The organism is Porticoccus sp., assembly GCF_965660005.1.
GTDB lineage: Bacteria > Pseudomonadota > Gammaproteobacteria > Pseudomonadales > Porticoccaceae > Porticoccus.
This window is the reverse complement of sequence record NZ_CBFHYF010000004.1, coordinates 48442-65097: the sequence shown is the minus strand read 5'-3', so window position 1 is coordinate 65097 and position 16656 is coordinate 48442. Positions and strand designations below refer to the sequence as shown.

Sequence of the window (16656 nt, the reverse complement as noted above, 5' to 3'; positions counted from 1 at the left end):
GTCCATCAGCATCGGCCAGTAATACATAATTGAACAGCCCGTTGTAACACCGTGAGCAGTAAAATTTATGACAGAGACCACGACTATTAATCCGGCGATCGAGCAGATACCGCTGCGCAACTATGCGGAAAAAGCCTATCTCGATTATTCCATGTATGTGATTCTTGACCGGGCATTGCCACACGTCGGTGACGGGTTGAAGCCGGTTCAACGGCGAATCATTTATGCCATGAGCGAACTGGGACTCAAGTCCACTGCCAAGCACAAAAAATCCGCCCGCACGGTGGGTGACGTTATCGGCAAATTCCACCCCCACGGCGACAGTGCTGCCTATGAGGCGATGGTATTGATGGCGCAGCCCTTTTCCTATCGTTATCCGCTGGTGGACGGTCAAGGCAACTGGGGTTCGTCCGATGATCCCAAGTCTTTTGCAGCGATGCGTTATACGGAATCGAAACTGGCGCATTTTGCCGAGCTGCTGTTGGCGGAATTGGCCCAGGGTACGGTTGACTGGAAAGCCAATTTTGACGGGACCCTTGATGAGCCCATCACGCTACCGGCCCGCGCCCCCCACGTGCTGTTGAATGGCACGACCGGTATTGCCGTGGGCATGGCCACGGATATTCCGCCACACAATCTTGGAGAGCTCATCAGTGCCTGTGTGCGCTTGCTGGATCAACCCAACGCTACCACGGCGGAATTGTGTGAGCATATCCAGGGACCGGATTATCCCACGGAGGCGGAAATCATCACGCCCCGTGAAGAAATTCTCAGAACTTATGAGACGGGCCGGGGGAGCTTGAAGATGCGTGCCGTCTGGCAGCCGGAACAGGGCGACATCATTGTTACCGGGCTGCCTTTTCAGGTGTCAGGAGCCAAGGTGCTGGAGCAGATTGCCGCCCAGATGCAGGCCAAAAAGTTGCCGATGGTCGCGGATTTGCGCGATGAATCCGATCACGAGAACCCGACCCGGCTGGTGATTGTGCCCCGCTCCAACCGGATTGATCTGGACGGACTGATGCAACATTTGTTTGCCACCACGGATCTGGAAAAAAACTATCGGGTTAATCTCAATATGATCGGGGTGGATGGTCGCCCGGAAGTAAAACCGCTCAACAAAATTCTTGCCGAGTGGCTGGCCTATCGCATGGATACTGTGCGCCGTCGCCTACAATTCCGGCTGGACAAAGTGGATCACCGACTCCACCTGCTGGAAGGCCTGTTGATCGCCTTTTTGAATATCGATGAAGTGATTCATATTATTCGCAGTGAGGACGAGCCAAAACCGGTATTGATCCAGCGTTTCGGTCTCAGTGATACCCAGGCAGAGTATATTCTCGATACCAAGCTGCGCCAGCTGGCCCGGCTGGAAGAGGTTCGAATTCGTGCCGAGCAGGAAGCACTGGCAGTGGAAAAAATCGTGCTGGAAAAAATTCTCGGTTCTGCAAAGCGCCTCAAGACCCTGGTGCGCGACGAGCTACTGGCCGTGGCCGATGAGTTTGGCGATGAGCGTCGCTCGCCACTGACCCGTCGAGAGGAGGCAAAGGCATTCTCTGAAACCGAGCTGCTGGTGTCCGAGCCGGTCACGGTGGTGTTATCGGAAAAAGGCTGGATACGGGCTGCCAAAGGCCATGAGGTTGACTGCCTGTCGCTCAGTTATAAGTCCGGTGATCGCTTTCTCTGTGCGGCCAGGGGGCGCAGTAACCAGTCGGCGGTGTTACTGGATTCCACTGGCCGAACCTATTCACTCGCAGCCCACAGTCTGCCCTCGGCGAGGGGGCAGGGTGAGCCGGTCACCGGCCGCCTGAACCCTCCCTCCGGTGCCAATCTTGTGAGCGTGATCATGGGAGATGATTCGCAGCAGGTACTGATGGCGACCGATGCCGGTTACGGTTTTATGGCAAATCTGGCCGATCTGCACAGTAAAAATCGGGCGGGTAAAACTACTCTGACGATTCCCAGGGGTGGCCGGGTAGTAAAACCGGTGGCGATTTTTGACCGTGAAAACAGCCTGGTAGTCGCCGTGAGCAACGAGGGCCGCATGTTGGCTTTTCCGTTGGCGGATCTGCCCCGGTTGGCCCGTGGCAAAGGCAACAAAATCATCAGTATTTCCTCATCCAGAGTTCAGTCCCGGGAGGAGTTTATGGTGGCTGTGGCGGTCGTGACCCCGGCGCAGCAATTGTTGGTGTACTCAGGTAAGCGCCATCTGAATATCAAGATCGGTGATCTTGAACATTACCGGGGTGAACGGGGCCGTCGTGGCAATAAATTGCCCCGGGGCTTTCAGAAAGTGGACAGGGTGGAGGTGGTCGGGATTGATTAATTTCCATTTGGGCTTGCTGTCCGGTTAGCTGTTTACCGGCAGGGTTATTTTCACTATATTAAAAACAGTTCAGGCAGGGCTGCGGCCCAACGTATAAATCTCGTTCAGAGGATGATCAGATAGATAATAATAAAGTGTTGTTGATTATTGCGTCACTGTTACTGCCACCACTGGCAGTGTTTCTCAAAAAAGGTGCCGGGAAGGACCTGCTTATCAATGTTGTGCTCTGTTTGTTTTTCTGGGTGCCAGGTATCCTGCATGCACTTTGGGTGACGTTGGCTTAAACCGGGTTTTGGCAGGAGAGGAGACAGAAAACCCGCATGGCATTCAGTCAATACAAGGTGATCGCCATCAGTGAGGGCGCGCTGGGAACGGTTTTTCTCGGCGCGTCCGGTTTCCTCCTGAAAAAAATGGAAGCGGTACTCAACGAGCAGGTGGCCGAGGGTTGGCAACTGGTGTTTCAGGTAGTGGAAAAGCGTCGCTTCTGGCTTTTCTGGGCACGGGAAACCGTTATTGTCACCCTGGGTAAGTAACGGGTGACCCTGCGCGACGAACAATACCGGGAAGACCAGCTTCGCAATCGGATTGCAGTGCTCCCCGCGATACAGCGCAAAATTCTTTACGGGCGCATGGTGCGGCGCCTCAAAGATCCGGACAGCTACGCGGTGCTGAACTATTTGTTTCTCGCCGGGCTGCACCATTTTTATCTCGGGCGCTGGATTCGTGGCACGACCAATCTGGTTGTTTTTCTGGCGGGCCTCGTTTGCCTGCTCAATGGTCAGTGGTCCTGGGGGTTTGGTTTGCTGATCACGATCACCCTGATCGAGCTGCCGGCGCTGTTTTACTCTCAACGCATCGTTTTGCGATATAACAACGATCTGGCTGAATCGCTGTTAGCGGAGACTGATTGCAGCCGAAACTGATGTTTACTTGATGGAGAGTGTGATGGAAACGATAGGCAATGCCATTCTGTTTTATGGCCTGAAGGTTGTCATAGCAGCCGTTATCTTTTTTGTGGGTAAATTTGTGGCGGCTTGGCTGAGGCGCCTGGTCGCCAATTTGATGAAAAAGAAAGACATGGATGTGGCGATCCAGCAGTTCGTTTCTGCAATGGTCTACTATGCACTGTTGGCGTTTGTCTGTATTGCAGCCCTGGGTCAGTTGGGTGTGCATACGGCCTCCTTGGTGGCGGTCGTCGGTGCTGCCGGTCTTGCCGTTGGCCTGGCTCTGCAGGGTTCGCTGGCCAATTTTGCCGCTGGTGTGTTGATTCTGATATTCCGCCCCCTCCGTGTCGGAGATTATGTCGAAGTGGCTGGTGTCGGTGGTACGGTGGCGAAAATACTGGTGTTCACAACTGAATTGAACACCCCGGATAACAAAAGGATTGTAATTCCCAATGGCCAGGTGATGAGTGGCACTATTACCAACTATTCCACCCACGATACCCGCCGGGTCGATCTGGTGATCGGTATCAGTTACGGTGATGATATCGACAAGGCGAAGGCGGTACTGCGTGACGTCGTTGAAGCGGACACGCGGGTGCTGGCAGATCCGGTCCCGAATATCGCGGTCACCCAGTTGGCGGACAGCAGTGTCAATCTCATTGTTCGTCCCTGGGTTGCTACTGGAGACTACTGGGGGGTCTACTGGGATCTCACCGAGGCCATCAAGAAGCGCCTCGATCAGGAGCAGATTTCCATTCCATTCCCGCAGCGCGATGTGCATTTATACCAGGTGGCTGAGAACGCTTGACAGCCCTTAGGAAAAGGCTCCAACTGAGGAGCCTTTTTTATTCTATAACTTACAGGGAGACACAAATGGGTATTCTTTTGTGGGTTGTACTTGGTCTGGTGGCCGGCATTCTTGCCAAATGGATCATTCCCGGCAGGGATGGTGGCGGGTTTATTCTCACGGTGCTGCTGGGTATTGCCGGTGCTTTTGTCGGTGGCTGGGTGGGTTCACTATTGGGCTTCGGTGGTGCCGGTGGCTTCAGTTTGGCAGGTATCGCCACAGCGACTGTGGGTGCCATTCTGATTTTGCTGCTTTACCGACAATTGCAAAAATAGTGAACCCGACAGGGCCACTGCTGTTTGAAAAAAATCGAGGAGAACAGGATGAAAAAGGTAGTCATGTCGATCGCAACGGTTGCCATACTGGGCGTTGGTGTTACCTCCATGACCCTGGCTAAAAAGCCGGAGGGTGCCGGGGGTGGTAAAGGTGTTATGGAAGACGAGGCGTCGGTGATTCGTGAAACCGGGCAACAGCAGGAAAAAAAACTGATCAGGGAAATGGAGCAGAAAAGGGATATGTCAGAGGAGCAGCGGCGTCTGCGTGATCCTGACCGCGATGACCATGATCCCCGCGAGGATCGTGACAGGGAAATGTCCAGAGAGATGGAAAAACAGCGGGAAATGAAAGCAGAGCAGGAGCGCAAAGAGCTTGGCAAAGGCTCTGAGCAGGGCCAGGACCTGCGCCAGGAACACAGCCGCAAGTGGTGGCGCTTCTGGGATTGATCGCGGTCTTTTAAGCCCCTGTCATACAGAAAACGCAGCCCGTCCAGCTGCGTTTTTTTGACGCTTCAATATTCGCATGGATGGTTAACGGGAGCGATCAAAGCGCCGCTTGCGGCGATAGGGGAACACATCGACAATTTTTCCGTTGCGAATCTGTTCCTGTAACGCCCACCAGAACTCCACATCATAAATGTCGCTGTGCAGCTCCTGAAAGGCTTCCCTGGCAACCGGATTGCCGGAAAAAAACAGCCGGAATTCCTCTGGAAAAATATCGTTGGTCCCCACGGTATACCAGGGCGTGGCCGACATTTCTTCCTCGGTAGTTTGAGGTTGTGGAATGCGTCTGAAATGGCACTCGGTCAATGGGCAGATTTCATCGTAATCGTAAAAGACTACCCGATTGTGGCGAGTGACGCCGAAATTTTTCAACAGCATATCTCCTGGAAAAATATTCGCCGCCGCCAGTTGCTTGATGGCGTTGCCGTATTCCTCGATGATGTTGCAGGTTTGTTGTTCATCGGCTCGCTGCAGGTAGAGATTGAGCGGGGTCATGCGACGCTCGGTGTAGAGGTGTTTGATGATCAACCGGTCGCCCTCGAAGGCGAGCAGTGAGGGTGCCACTTTCCTTAATTCGGCAAGTAGTTCGTCGGAAAAACGATCCACTGGAAACGAAAAATTGGCGAACTCCTGGGTATCGGCCATTCGCCCGATGCGGTCGTGCCGGGAAACCATGTTGTATTTCTCCCTCACGATTTCGTGGGTGACCTCCTTGGGTGGATCGAAGCGATCCTTGATGATTTTGAACACAATATCGTAGGACGGCAGCGTGAAGACGGACATCACCATCCCCTTGATTCCGGGAGCGATGACAAACTGATCCTGAGAATTTCTCAGGTGGCTGACAAACTCCCGATAGAATTCCGTCTTGGCGTGTTTGGGAAAGCCGATCGAGGTATAGATCTCGTTGTCGCCCTTGTGCGGCATCAATTGCTTTAAAAAATGCAGGTAAAGATAGGGCAGCGGTGCGTCCACCATGAAATGGGTTCGGGTAAAACTGAACACCACGCTCATTTCTTCCTTGTTGAAAATGGCCGTGTCGATAAACAACCCGCCTTTTTCGTTGTTCAACACGGGCAGCACCAGTGGGAAAAGCCGGTCGCCGTCAATGATACGACCGACGATATAGGCCGCCTTGCTGCGATAAAACACCGAGTCGAGCGTATCAAATTTCAGTGCCGAGACAGGATTCTTCAGATGGGGTAGTAACTGCTCGTTGAACTCCTGAACGATGAAGTTCACATCCCTGGCGAGGTTTTCCGGCGGTGTGGAAAACTCGGCGTCCAGCAGAATCTGTTCAAATACCGCGGCGATATTGTCAATGCCCTCATAGCGGACATAAATGCTGTATTCCGCTTCCGGTATCGACGCCATTTGTGAAGACAGGACATAGATCAGGTCGTCATCTATCTTGTCGTGATCATTGATACAGCCGAACACAGAGTTGAAAAAGGTCTCGGCAATTTCGTAATTGGGGAAGTTGAAGACCAGTTGGGTGTAAACGGCCTTGGCCTGGCGCCATAACTCCAGATCGGTAATATCCTTGTTGGTCACTGTAGCAAGTAGCTCGGACACCTGGCGCACCTTGGTCTTGTAGAGTTCCAGTCGGTCTACATTGGCGCGTTGCACGGCGTGCCAGTCGGCTTTTTCAAAGCGCGCCTTGGCACCCAGCGTCATATTCAGGTAATCGGCAAAATAGCTGCGGAAGCCATTGAGAATGGTTTTCGACATCCGTCGCGCAGTGCTGTTGCGGAAAAAACGGGGATCCGGAGCGGTCACAAAATCAATCCCGCTGTGTTATTCATTGAGCTTTAAATCCGCTTTTAGTTCTGCCAGCCGCTGCCGCGATGCCTCGCGACTCAATGGGGGTTTCTCGGTCGCCTCCCCGGTGGGATTCGGCAATGGCAGCTGCCGGCCTTTGCCAAGTTCCCGGCAGAGCCGCCGGTAATGATCGAGAAACAGGGGATAGCTGACGGCCTCTGCCTCATGGATCAACAGATACCAGCCGGTGGCGAGCCCGGCGTGATAGACAACCGGATGGGACCAGCGGTGCGCTATTTTTGGTGAGGGGGCATTGCAGGCTTCCAGGTAAGCACTTTGTGGCGACGGCAGCCCTGCCGGGTTCTGAAATGCTTCGCAGCATTGCAGCATGCGATTCAGTGTCGGCAGGTAGTCGGATGTTTCGATTACCCGTTTGGCGCCCAGCAGAATCTGGTCCCGGTCGAAGTGTGCCAGTGCATCCAGCCACAGACGTTTCACCTGATTGAGCAGGTCGGTATCGGCGTAGGCACTGTAAAACTGGTTGTGAAAGTTCAGCCGGAACAGGGCGAACACCTGGTTGATGGTGTCCACCAAGTGTTCTGGGCGCTCAGGAGGCTGCCCAGCTGCGGTCGCTGAGCTCGTCGACGAGGGTGCGATTCCGCGTACTGCCCGGTCGATCAGATCGTTGTGGTTTTCCATTGTTTGAGTCCTGGGTCTGTGTTTGGTGGCGCGACCACTCCCGTTTTACCTGTTGCAGGAACTTGGTGTTCCAGGAGCCGTAGAGCTGGCCGCTATCCCGCCAGTACAAAACAAATTCCGGTACCAGCCGCTCGGCAAAATCGCGGGGAATATTCGCCAGCGTCAGTACCTCAAACAGCTCTTCCCTGGGCCGCCAGTCCGCCGCCAGTGGCCGGGGCATGGTGTCCTGCTCCATCGTGCAGGTGAATCTGGCCCACTGGCGCTTCACGTGCATGATGAAGCGACTGTTCCAGGTGCTGGAGGACTCCCCCCGCTCCAGCCAGTAGAGAACAAACTCGGGAATGGCATCCTCGACAAAATTACAGTTGATGGCCGCCTGCCGGGTGAGAATATCCATGGCATCCTGTGACGGCTGCCAATCCCGGCTCATAGGTGTGTCCTGCCCTCGCCTGGCGGTTTCTGTCTGCTGTGCCCGCCAGAGACGCAGCACATGCTTGATAAATTTCGAGCCCCAGCTGTAGCGCGGCTCGCCACGTTCCGTCCAGTAGGTAATGAACTCCGGCAATTGATCGGCAATGAAATCCGCCGGAATATTGTACTGGGCAAGTTGCTGCAACACATCATTTTCCGGTCGCCAGTCTGGCGAGAGGGGGCGGGTGCTTTGGTGTGCCGGTGCAACGGGAAGTGGCCTTTGTTGATCAGTAGTGCACTGCTCATTAAAGGCAAAACGCAACAGGTTGCCTTCTGTCAGGGGTGGCGATGCAATCAAAAGAATACCCTTGTCGCGAAGACTGCCGACGACCCGTTGCAGATCGGCGGGGCACCAGAAAGGAGCAAATTTTTGCAGTTGCCCGCTGTCGATATCGAGCCAATCGTAATTGCCCTGTCGTTCTGGCTTGCCATGGCACATCAGCTCATTGAGCAATTGCAGCAAAACCGTCTCCTCGAGGCCAATGGTGGCAGCCAGCGAGGGAGAGATAACGAGCGGTTTTTCCGGAAGCAGCGACATGCTGACACTTTATCAGAAAGCGATCGGCAAGTTTATCGGTGACATTGGATCAGATGTGGTTTTCCATGTGGTTGCAGCATCGTTACAATGGCCTCTCAAAAAATAAAAATCAGCAAGGTGGCAATGGAATGGTTCCGAAACAGGCCGGCAGGTTAAGGAAACGACCAGCGAGCTGGCCCTGTGTTCCCCTGCTGTCGCTCACACTGCTGCTACCGACCCTGTCAGTAGCGGCACAAGGCTATACCGAGGATGATCTGATAGGGAGCATTCCGGTGGCCCTGTCAGTCACCCGTCTGCCCCAATCCGTGACCGATACCTCAATGACTGTTTCGGTGATTGACTGATCCATGATCGAAGCGTCCGGGTTTATCGAAATCCCCGATTTATTGCGTCTTGTGCCGGGCTTTCAGGTCGGGCTCAGCTGGCGCGATCACCATGCATCGGTGACCTATCATGGTCAGTCCGATGGCCTCTCGCGGCGTATGCAGGTATTGCTCGACGGTCGTGTGGTGGTGGGTTCACTGTTTGGGTTGGTGGATTGGGATCGGCTGGGAATCACCGTCGACGATATTGAACGGATAGAGGTGGTTCGCGGTCCGGCGGGGGTTTCCTTCGGCTCCAATGCGTTCGTCGGTGTTATCAACATTGTGACCCAAAAAGCTTTCCACAACCCCGGCTGGCGATTCAGTGCAACGGCTGGCAGTCGCGATACCAGTCTGCTTGCGGCACGCTGTGCCCATACCGGCGAACAGTTTGATTACCGGGCTTCTCTGTGTTATTTCAATACCGATGGTTTCAGTGGTGTCAATGACGAGTCAATTGCCCGCTCGGGGCGCTTTCAGGGAAATTTTCAGGCTACGCCTGAAACTGCGCTGGATTTTCAGCTGGGGTATGCCGAGGGTCCCTGGGGTCGAGGAGGCAGTGGTGTTGCTGTGGATCCTGTCGGTACCAAAGAGGCCAATGAGCAATATGGTAGCGTTCGTTTGACCCGCACCACGGATCCCGGCAGTGCCTGGTATCTGCAGTTCGGGTTCAGTTCCAGTGAAGAGCACGATAAATTCTCTGCCGGATTGCTGTCGGAATTACTGGGAGTCGACCCCGACGACGTCGCTGAATTGATTCCCGGTCAACAGGAGCAGGACGTCATTGGCCGCACTTTTGACTATCAGGTCAATCGGCGCGATATCGAGTTCCAGCAACTGCTCAGTGGACAGCGCTACCGGATCGCCTGGGGTCTGGGGTACCGTAAGGACATGGTCAATAGTCTGGAGGTTGTCGGGCGCCAGGAGTGGCAGTCCATGGAGACCTACCGGACGCAGGGCAATGTCGAATACCGGTTGACCGACCAGCTGTTGTTGAATGCCGGTGCCATTTACGAAAAAAACAATATAAATCCCGGTGAACTGTCCTGGCGGCTGGGCCTGAACTACACCCCGATAGAGGGGCACATGTTCCGGGTATCGGTCGCAGAAAGCTGGCGGCAGCCATTTCTGGTGGAGAACTTCCAGAATATTGCGGTGCGGTTGAATGACGGCACCGAAATCGAAACTGTCCAGGTAGCACCGGAACCGATCGATGCAGAGCGGTTGCGCAGTTATGAGCTCGGTTATATCGGTAACTGGCTGGATGAACGGTTGACTACCAAGGTGAAATTCTACCGCGAGGAGTTCGAAGACGAGATCGAATTTGTCTGGGATCCTACTTATCCAGAGGTGGCATCAATTTTTAATCCCGGTGCCATCCTCGATATCAATGGCGGTCGTGCCGATATCGATGGCTTTGAAACCGGGACACGCTGGCTGGTGTCCGAGCACACCCGCGTTTGGCTGTCGTATGCCTACGCGGATGCCGATCAGTCCAGTTTGCCCATGGCATTTCGCAGTCTCTCCCAAACATCGGCGACACCGCGCCATACCGCCAGCCTGTTGATGTCCCATGATTTCGGTCGCCAATGGCAGGTGAGTGCCGGCTATTACTATCTCGATGACATGGTCTGGATCTTGTGGGGCTCCGAAACCGAGGCCTACCGGCGATTTGATGCGCGGATTGCCCGTCATTTTACATTGCAGGGCGCTGACCTGAAGCTGGAATTGATCGGTCAGAACCTCGGCGGTGATTACGTCGAATTCAAGCAAGCCAACCGTTTTGAAACCCGGACATTTCTGCGTGCCACGCTGCAGTTTCACTGAGATTCCTACGCCCGAAACACCCTGCTCAAAGGTAGCGGCAATGGCGTGGTAGACTAAAAACATTTTCGGGAGATGGTTACTTGGCCAAAAAGAAAACGACGGCTTATGTGTGTAATGACTGTGGTGCAGATTACACCAAGTGGCAGGGGCAGTGCCCCGACTGCGGGGCATGGAATACCCTGACTGAAGTGCGTCTCGGTGCTGTGGTCGCTTCGGGCAGTCGCAGTGGTGGTGGTTTTGCCGGGGCGGCCGATGGTGTGGTGAACACGCTGGCTGAGATCGATCTGGCCGATATCCCCCGTATCAGTGCCGGTAGTCAGGAGTTGGATCTGGTGCTGGGTGGCGGGCTGGTTCCGGGATCCTGCGTTCTGGTAGGCGGTGAGCCGGGTGCCGGGAAAAGCACGCTGTTGTTGCAAACCCTTTGCAAGTTGGCAGAAAGCCAGGTGGCGCTCTATGTCACTGGTGAAGAATCCCCGCAACAGGTGGCCATGCGTGCCCATCGTCTCGGTTTGCCGGTAAACCGTTTGCAAATCATGGCGGAAACCTCTGTGGAAACGGTCTGTGCTACCGCGGCGCGGGTGCAACCGAAGATTCTGGTAGTCGACTCCATTCAGGTGATGCAACTCGAAGAGATTGCCTCTGCACCCGGCAGCGTATCGCAGGTGCGGGAGTGTGCCGCGATGCTGGTTCGTTACGCGAAACAGTCGGGCACAGTGCTGCTGTTGGTGGGCCATGTCACCAAGGATGGCAGTCTGGCAGGTCCCAAGGTATTGGAGCATATGATCGATTGTTCGCTGATGCTTGAAGGAACCAGCGACAGCCATTTCCGCACCCTGCGCAGTCACAAAAATCGCTTCGGTGCGGTCAATGAGCTGGGCGTATTTGCCATGACGGACAGGGGGCTGCGCGAAGTGGCAAACCCTTCCGCCATCTTTTTGCAACGGGGCGATGAGGTGGCTTCCGGCAGTGTGGTCATTGTGGTCTGGGAGGGCACCCGGCCCCTGTTGGTAGAGTTGCAGGCACTGGTGGATGACAGCCACCTGAGCAACCCGAGGCGGGTGACCGTGGGGCTCGAGCACAATCGGCTGGCGATGCTGCTGGCGGTGTTGCACCGTCACGGCGGGATCATGGTCGGCGATCAGGACGTGTTTGTGAATGTAGTGGGTGGGGTGAAGGTCCTGGAGACCAGTGCCGACCTGGCGCTGATTCTGGCGGTTATCTCCAGTTTTCGGGATCACCCGTTGCCTCGGGACCTGGTGGTCTTTGGCGAGGTGGGTCTGTCCGGTGAAATCAGGCCGGTACAAAATGGTCAGGAGCGATTGCGAGAGGCCGCCAAACACGGCTTCTCGCGAGCGATAATTCCCTTTGGCAATGCGCCTCGCCAACCGATCAAAGGGATGGACGTGATCCCCGTCCGCAAACTGACCGATGCGCTGGATGCTCTCGGTTAATCCCCTTCCGGCTTCACTGACAGAAATCCCCAAATTGACTTTGCCCGGTTCCGGGCGTAAATTCGTCCACCTTGCTTAGGCAATAGGTTCTCGACGCACCGTTCAGTGCGTCGGGTGAAACGGGAAGTCGGTGCGCTTCATGACGTCAGTCAAAGGCAACCCCGACACTGCCCCCGCAACGGTAATTGAGTGAACCCGCAGTACGGGTTCAAACGCCAGATCACACAGCCACTGTGCACATGCATGGGAAGGCGATCCGGCAGGGGAAACCGCTCATGAGTCCGGAGACCGGCCTGTCGCTACGCAAACGAACCACGGGGTGTGGTTGCGTTGGTATCGGCAGTTTTTCTGTCTCATAGCCAATCACAACTCCGTGGACTGATCTCACTCAGCACGCGTTCGGGGTCGAACGCCGGAGACTTGTTAATGAAAAAGTTTCCTCCCGCCAGTTGTCTGGCACTTCTTATTGTTTCTATTGCCAGCGCCCAGGCCACTGAACCAGCCACCGATACTGAAACCGGTAAAAATAATCTTCAGGAAGTCGTTGTCACCGCGTCCCTGGCACCGGTTCAGTTGCAGCAGACGGGCAATGCCATTCATATTATTTCCGCTCGGGATATCGACGCCAGCGGCGCAGCGGTGGTCAGTGATTTGTTGCGCGATGTGCCCGGTATCGCCATCAACCGAAGTGGTCCGGTCGGTTCGACCACCCAATTGAGAATGCGCGGCGCCGAGGGCAATCATGTGCTGGTACTGGTGGACGGCGTTGAAGTGAACGATGGTGCGCAAGCGGATGAGTTTAACTGGGCGCACATGTCCACCGCCGGCATCGAACGGATCGAGGTGGTGCGTGGTGCACAGAGTGCGCTTTGGGGCAGTGATGCGGTGGCAGGGGTGATCAATATTATTACCCGCCGGACAGCCCAGCCCTTTCAGACACAGGTGTTCTCCGAGGGCGGCAGTCATGGCACCAATCACACAGGCTTTACGCTCGGTGCCAGTGCCGGGACGGCCCACATCAACCTCAGTGGTTCACATCTGTCTGCCGACGGCGACAACATTTCCCGCTCCGGCAGTGAAGACGATGGCTACCGCAACAGCACACTTAACCTCAATGCTGGCTGGCGACCGCTGGATAATCTCGGCCTGTCCCTGACGGCCCGCCAGGCAGAGGGTGAAAATGAATTTGATGGCATTGATGACCTAATCACCGGTTTGCCGGATGACGGCGATTTTGAGTCGGATTTCCGCCAGCGTTTTATCCGCGCCCAGGCAGACTTATCCCTGCTGGATGATCGCTGGCAGCATCGGGTGGCTATGGCGGTCAGTCGCCACAACAATGAAAACTACACGGACGGTGTGACCACCGGTTCGAACGCCACGCGTAAAAAGCAGTACAGCTACCTCACCAGTTTTAGTTGGGATGATCAGTCCCAGCGCCTGTCGCTGCTACTGGAGCGGGAAACCGAGGATTTTCGGCAGCGAGGCCCCATTCTTTTTGGCGACCCGAACCAGAACCAAAGCCGCGAAACCGACAGTATGGCGTTGGAGTACCGGGTGGTGCTGTGGGATGACCTGACGCTGGGCGCCAGTCTGCGCCACGATGACAACAGCGAGTTTCAGAATGCCTACACGCGGCGCTTCGATGCCAGTTACCGCATCCCAGAATCGGCCACTCGTTTGCGTGCCAGCTGGGGCACAGCGGTGAAAAACCCCACGTTCTCGGAGCGTTTTGGTTTTTTTACAAATTTCATCGGCAACCCCGAGCTCCGTCCGGAAAAATCCACCAGTTGGAATATGGGTATCGACCGGTCACTGTTTGATGACCGCTTTATGCTCGGCTTGACCTATTTCCGTGCCCGCCTGGAAAATGAAATCAACGGCTTTGTCTATGATCCGGTTGCCTTTGCCTTCACAGCAGAAAATGTCGATGGTAATAGCGACCGGCAGGGTGTGGAGCTGACCTTTGATGCCAGTCTCACCCCGACCCTGTCCCTCAAGGGCAGCTATACCTACACGGATGCCACCGAGCCAAATAGCGATGATCGGGATGTGGATGAGCTGCGTCGGCCCCGCCATCTCGGCAGTACGACGCTGAGCTGGCAGCTGGCTGAGCGCCTCAATATCGTTTTGAACGCCCAGTACAATGGCCATCAGGATGACCAGTATTTCCCGCCCTGGCCGCAGCCCTCAGCGCGGGTTGAGCTGGATGATTACACACTGGTGAACCTGAGTGCCCAGTATCGGGCGAGCAATTCGCTGACTTTTTATACCCGGCTGGAAAACCTGTTGGATGAAGATTATGAGGAGGTTTTTGGTTATGAATCCCTCGGTTTTGGCGCCATGGTGGGTGTTCGCTACAGTTTCAGCCAATAGGTTGCAGACCTGGGGGAGCAGATTTTCGTGACTGATTTGAGTAGACCAGGGAAAACCCGGGTGTTGCTGTCCTGGAGCAGTGGCAAGGATTCCGCCTGGACGCTTTATCGGTTGCAGCGGGATCCCACCGTGGAGGTTGTCGGGTTGTTGACCACCTATAATCAGGCGTTTGCCCGCTCGGCCATCCACGGTGTTCGCTTGACCCTGGTGCGCGCCCAGGCGGAGGCCGCCGGGTTGCCGCTGGTTGAAATTCCTCTGCCGTGGCCGTGCAGCAACGAACAGTATGAGCAGGCCATGCGTGCCGGGCTGGATGAAGCCATGCAGCGATTCGTACCGGATGCGATTGCCTTCGGCGATCTGTTTCTGGAGGACATTCGCGCCTACCGCGAAAGCCGTATGGCACAGACCGGACTCGACGTGCTGTTTCCGATCTGGGGCACGCCGACGGATCAGTTGGCCCGGACCATGATCAGCGGCGGCCTGCAGGCCGTTGTCACCTGCCTGGATCCCGCCAGGATGCCCGAGTCACTGGCGGGTGCCGCGTTTGATCTGGATTTTCTGGTGCAGTTGCCGGCAACGGTCGATCCCTGTGGGGAGAACGGTGAATTCCACAGTTTTGCCTGGAACGGACCGATGTTCAAATGGCCGATACGGGTTGCCGTGGGTGAAACAGTGACCCGCGAGGGGTTTGTGTACACTGATCTGACGGAGTTGGTGGATTGAGGATTGTCTCGCTGTTGCCCAGCGCCACAGAAATTATCTGTGGCGTCGGACTTCGTGACAGCCTGGTGGGTGTGACCCACGAATGTGATTATCCACCCAACGTGGCGGGATTGCCGGTGGTGACTGCTTCCAGAATTCCCAAGGGGCTCGCCAGCGGTGAGATCGATACGCTGGTCAGTAACCAGCTGGAAATGGACACGGCGCTGTACAGTTTGAACGAGCCGGTGTTGCGGCAGCTCGCCCCTGATTTGATCGTTACCCAGGCCCTTTGTGATGTCTGTGCGGTCTCTGCCGGTGAGGTGAACGACATGGCCTGTCAGTTGCCCGGTGATGTCCGGGTGATCAATCTTGAGCCCAGCTGTCTGCGGGATGTGCTCGATACGGTGTTGCTGGTGGGTGAGGCCACGGACTGTACCGAGGCGGCTGCTACCTATTACGCCGAGCTCAGCCATCGGGTTGATCGGGTGGCAAAGCGGACGGCAGCGATACCGGCAGCAAGACGTCCACGGGTGGCCATTCTGGAGTGGCTTGATCCGATCTTCGATGGCGGGCACTGGTACCCGGAGCTGATTGAACTGGCAGGCGGCATCCCCTGTTTTGGCGAACAGCAGTTGCCATCCCGTCGCCGTTTTTGGGAAGAACTGGTGGCCTCGGCACCGGATGTGATGATAGCTTCCCTGTGCGGATTTGATCTGCAGCGCACCGCCATGGACATTCCCCTGCTGACAGACAGGCCGGATTACTGCATGCTCCCGGCGGCAGTGTCCGATCAGGTCTATATGGTTGACGGCAACAGTTATTTCAGTCGCCCCGGCCCCCGGCTGGTGGACAGCCTGGAATTGCTCGCGAACTTGCTACACCCAGCAACTCACCCCCTGCCCCCGGGCATTATTGGTGCAATCAAACTTCCCACTACCCCTGAGGAAACCCAATGACGGACAAACACCAACAGAAAATGCAGAAGCTCAAGGAAAAAGTGGACGCTGGCATCGCCGCCGCCGATCAGGAGCGCGGTGTGATGATTTTGCTCACCGGTGACGGCAAGGGTAAATCCAGCTCTGCTTTTGGCATGGTGATGCGTGCGCTGGGCTATCACTACAAAGTGGGCGTGGTGCAATTTATCAAGGGTGAGCAGCTCTCGGGGGAAGAGCTTTACCTGCGGGAAAAGTGCCCGGAAGTGGACTTTTATCAGATGGGCACCGGCTTTACCTGGAACACCCAGGATCGCCGGGGTGATATGGAGGCCGCCCTGCGTACCTGGCTGGTGGCCAGGCGAATGCTGGCCGATGAAAGTTTCCATCTGGTGGTGCTGGATGAGCTGACCTACATGCTCAGTTTTCAGTATCTCGACGAAGCTGAAGTGCTGGATGCGCTGCGCAATCGACCGTTCAGCCAGAGCGTTGTGGTGACCGGTCGAGGCGGTGGGGCGGGGCTGCAGGCGCTGGCGGATACTGTCTCCGAGATAAAGGAAGTCAAACACGCCTATCGCGCCGGTATTATGGCGCGGCGCGGTGTGGACTTCTGACGGGTCAACGGAGGAGCGGTACTGTGCATC

17 protein-coding genes and 1 riboswitch are annotated in these 16656 nt (G+C 55.7%); of the genes, 14 read left to right on the top strand and 3 right to left on the bottom strand.

Annotation, left to right across the window (positions count from 1 at the left end):
* Nucleotides 1-67: 67 nt before the first annotated feature.
* The 7 genes from parC to ACTF5G_RS02130 all read left to right on the top strand — a co-directional run bounded on the left by parC (nucleotide 68) and on the right by ACTF5G_RS02130 (nucleotide 4836).
* Nucleotides 68-2323, top strand: coding sequence for a DNA topoisomerase IV subunit A (parC, locus tag ACTF5G_RS02160; RefSeq protein WP_438951177.1), 2256 nt, complete (start codon nucleotides 68-70; stop codon nucleotides 2321-2323).
* A gap of 134 nt (nucleotides 2324-2457) precedes the next feature.
* Complete coding sequence (locus ACTF5G_RS02155; protein WP_438951176.1) at nucleotides 2458-2607, top strand: YqaE/Pmp3 family membrane protein; 150 nt, start codon at nucleotides 2458-2460, stop codon at nucleotides 2605-2607.
* A gap of 36 nt (nucleotides 2608-2643) precedes the next feature.
* Nucleotides 2644-2856 (top strand): DUF4177 domain-containing protein, encoded by a 213-nt coding sequence (locus tag ACTF5G_RS02150; protein ID WP_438951175.1) that lies wholly within the window; start codon nucleotides 2644-2646, stop codon nucleotides 2854-2856.
* Nucleotides 2857-2859: 3 nt separating this feature from the next.
* Complete coding sequence (locus ACTF5G_RS02145; protein ID WP_438951174.1) at nucleotides 2860-3246, top strand: TM2 domain-containing protein; 387 nt, start codon at nucleotides 2860-2862, stop codon at nucleotides 3244-3246.
* Nucleotides 3247-3268: 22 nt separating this feature from the next.
* Nucleotides 3269-4075, top strand: coding sequence for a mechanosensitive ion channel family protein (locus ACTF5G_RS02140; protein ID WP_438951173.1), 807 nt, complete (start codon nucleotides 3269-3271; stop codon nucleotides 4073-4075).
* A gap of 65 nt (nucleotides 4076-4140) precedes the next feature.
* Nucleotides 4141-4389 carry a GlsB/YeaQ/YmgE family stress response membrane protein gene (locus ACTF5G_RS02135; protein WP_438951172.1) on the top strand — a complete coding sequence of 83 codons (249 nt, stop codon included), beginning with the start codon at nucleotides 4141-4143 and terminating at the stop codon, nucleotides 4387-4389.
* A gap of 48 nt (nucleotides 4390-4437) precedes the next feature.
* Nucleotides 4438-4836: a hypothetical protein gene (locus tag ACTF5G_RS02130; protein WP_438951171.1), complete on the top strand. Its 399-nt coding sequence runs from the start codon at nucleotides 4438-4440 to the stop codon at nucleotides 4834-4836.
* A gap of 84 nt (nucleotides 4837-4920) precedes the next feature.
* On the opposite strand, the gene aceK is transcribed toward ACTF5G_RS02130, so the two are convergent.
* From aceK to ACTF5G_RS02115, 3 genes are all read right to left on the bottom strand, one after another.
* The gene (gene aceK, locus ACTF5G_RS02125; protein WP_438951201.1) at nucleotides 4921-6624 is read right to left on the bottom strand and encodes a bifunctional isocitrate dehydrogenase kinase/phosphatase; all 1704 of its coding nucleotides are present in this window, start codon (nucleotides 6622-6624) and stop codon (nucleotides 4921-4923) included.
* Nucleotides 6625-6690: 66 nt separating this feature from the next.
* Entirely contained in the window at nucleotides 6691-7245 is a 555-nt protein-coding gene (locus ACTF5G_RS02120; RefSeq protein ID WP_438951170.1) for a replication protein P, read from the bottom strand.
* Between the two features lie 16 nt (nucleotides 7246-7261).
* A complete protein-coding gene (locus tag ACTF5G_RS02115) occupies nucleotides 7262-8362 on the bottom strand; it encodes a DnaT-like ssDNA-binding domain-containing protein (RefSeq protein ID WP_438951169.1) in 1101 nt (366 codons plus the stop codon).
* A gap of 38 nt (nucleotides 8363-8400) precedes the next feature.
* Here ACTF5G_RS02115 and ACTF5G_RS02110 point away from each other — a divergent pair, with 38 nt between their 5' ends.
* The 7 genes from ACTF5G_RS02110 (at nucleotide 8401) to cobO (ending at nucleotide 16626) form a co-directional block, all read left to right on the top strand.
* Complete coding sequence (locus tag ACTF5G_RS02110) at nucleotides 8401-8706, top strand: hypothetical protein (protein WP_438951168.1); 306 nt, start codon at nucleotides 8401-8403, stop codon at nucleotides 8704-8706.
* A 3-nt stretch (nucleotides 8707-8709) separates the two neighbouring features.
* Complete coding sequence (locus ACTF5G_RS02105) at nucleotides 8710-10551, top strand: TonB-dependent receptor plug domain-containing protein (RefSeq protein ID WP_438951167.1); 1842 nt, start codon at nucleotides 8710-8712, stop codon at nucleotides 10549-10551.
* Between the two features lie 80 nt (nucleotides 10552-10631).
* Nucleotides 10632-12002 (top strand): DNA repair protein RadA, encoded by a 1371-nt coding sequence (gene radA / locus ACTF5G_RS02100; protein ID WP_438951166.1) that lies wholly within the window; start codon nucleotides 10632-10634, stop codon nucleotides 12000-12002.
* A gap of 67 nt (nucleotides 12003-12069) precedes the next feature.
* A riboswitch (cobalamin riboswitch) is annotated at nucleotides 12070-12313 on the top strand.
* A gap of 115 nt (nucleotides 12314-12428) precedes the next feature.
* Entirely contained in the window at nucleotides 12429-14378 is a 1950-nt protein-coding gene (locus ACTF5G_RS02095) for a TonB-dependent receptor plug domain-containing protein (RefSeq protein ID WP_438951165.1), read from the top strand.
* A gap of 27 nt (nucleotides 14379-14405) precedes the next feature.
* Nucleotides 14406-15101 (top strand): ATP-binding protein, encoded by a 696-nt coding sequence (locus ACTF5G_RS02090; RefSeq protein ID WP_438951164.1) that lies wholly within the window; start codon nucleotides 14406-14408, stop codon nucleotides 15099-15101.
* Nucleotides 15098-16036: a cobalamin-binding protein gene (locus tag ACTF5G_RS02085; RefSeq protein ID WP_438951163.1), complete on the top strand. Its 939-nt coding sequence runs from the start codon at nucleotides 15098-15100 to the stop codon at nucleotides 16034-16036. The genes ACTF5G_RS02090 and ACTF5G_RS02085 overlap by 4 nt, the downstream gene beginning before the upstream one ends.
* Entirely contained in the window at nucleotides 16033-16626 is a 594-nt protein-coding gene (gene cobO, locus ACTF5G_RS02080) for a cob(I)yrinic acid a,c-diamide adenosyltransferase (protein WP_438951162.1), read from the top strand. The genes ACTF5G_RS02085 and cobO overlap by 4 nt, the downstream gene beginning before the upstream one ends.
* The last annotated feature ends 30 nt before the right edge of the window (nucleotides 16627-16656 follow it).

Excerpts from the sequence above, each read along its gene's own strand:
- parC (WP_438951177.1), top strand. The coding sequence starts at position 68 with ATGACAGAGACCACGACTATTAATCCGGCGATCGAGCAGATACCGCTG.
- ACTF5G_RS02150 (WP_438951175.1), top strand. The coding sequence starts at position 2,644 with ATGGCATTCAGTCAATACAAGGTGATCGCCATCAGTGAGGGCGCGCTG.
- ACTF5G_RS02140 (WP_438951173.1), top strand. The coding sequence starts at position 3,269 with ATGGAAACGATAGGCAATGCCATTCTGTTTTATGGCCTGAAGGTTGTC.
- ACTF5G_RS02135 (WP_438951172.1), top strand. The coding sequence starts at position 4,141 with ATGGGTATTCTTTTGTGGGTTGTACTTGGTCTGGTGGCCGGCATTCTT.
- ACTF5G_RS02130 (WP_438951171.1), top strand. The coding sequence starts at position 4,438 with ATGAAAAAGGTAGTCATGTCGATCGCAACGGTTGCCATACTGGGCGTT.
- aceK (WP_438951201.1), bottom strand. The coding sequence starts at position 6,624 with ATGTCGAAAACCATTCTCAATGGCTTCCGCAGCTATTTTGCCGATTAC.
- ACTF5G_RS02115 (WP_438951169.1), bottom strand. The coding sequence starts at position 8,362 with ATGTCGCTGCTTCCGGAAAAACCGCTCGTTATCTCTCCCTCGCTGGCT.
- ACTF5G_RS02105 (WP_438951167.1), top strand. The coding sequence starts at position 8,710 with ATGATCGAAGCGTCCGGGTTTATCGAAATCCCCGATTTATTGCGTCTT.
- ACTF5G_RS02095 (WP_438951165.1), top strand. The coding sequence starts at position 12,429 with ATGAAAAAGTTTCCTCCCGCCAGTTGTCTGGCACTTCTTATTGTTTCT.
- cobO (WP_438951162.1), top strand. The coding sequence starts at position 16,033 with ATGACGGACAAACACCAACAGAAAATGCAGAAGCTCAAGGAAAAAGTG.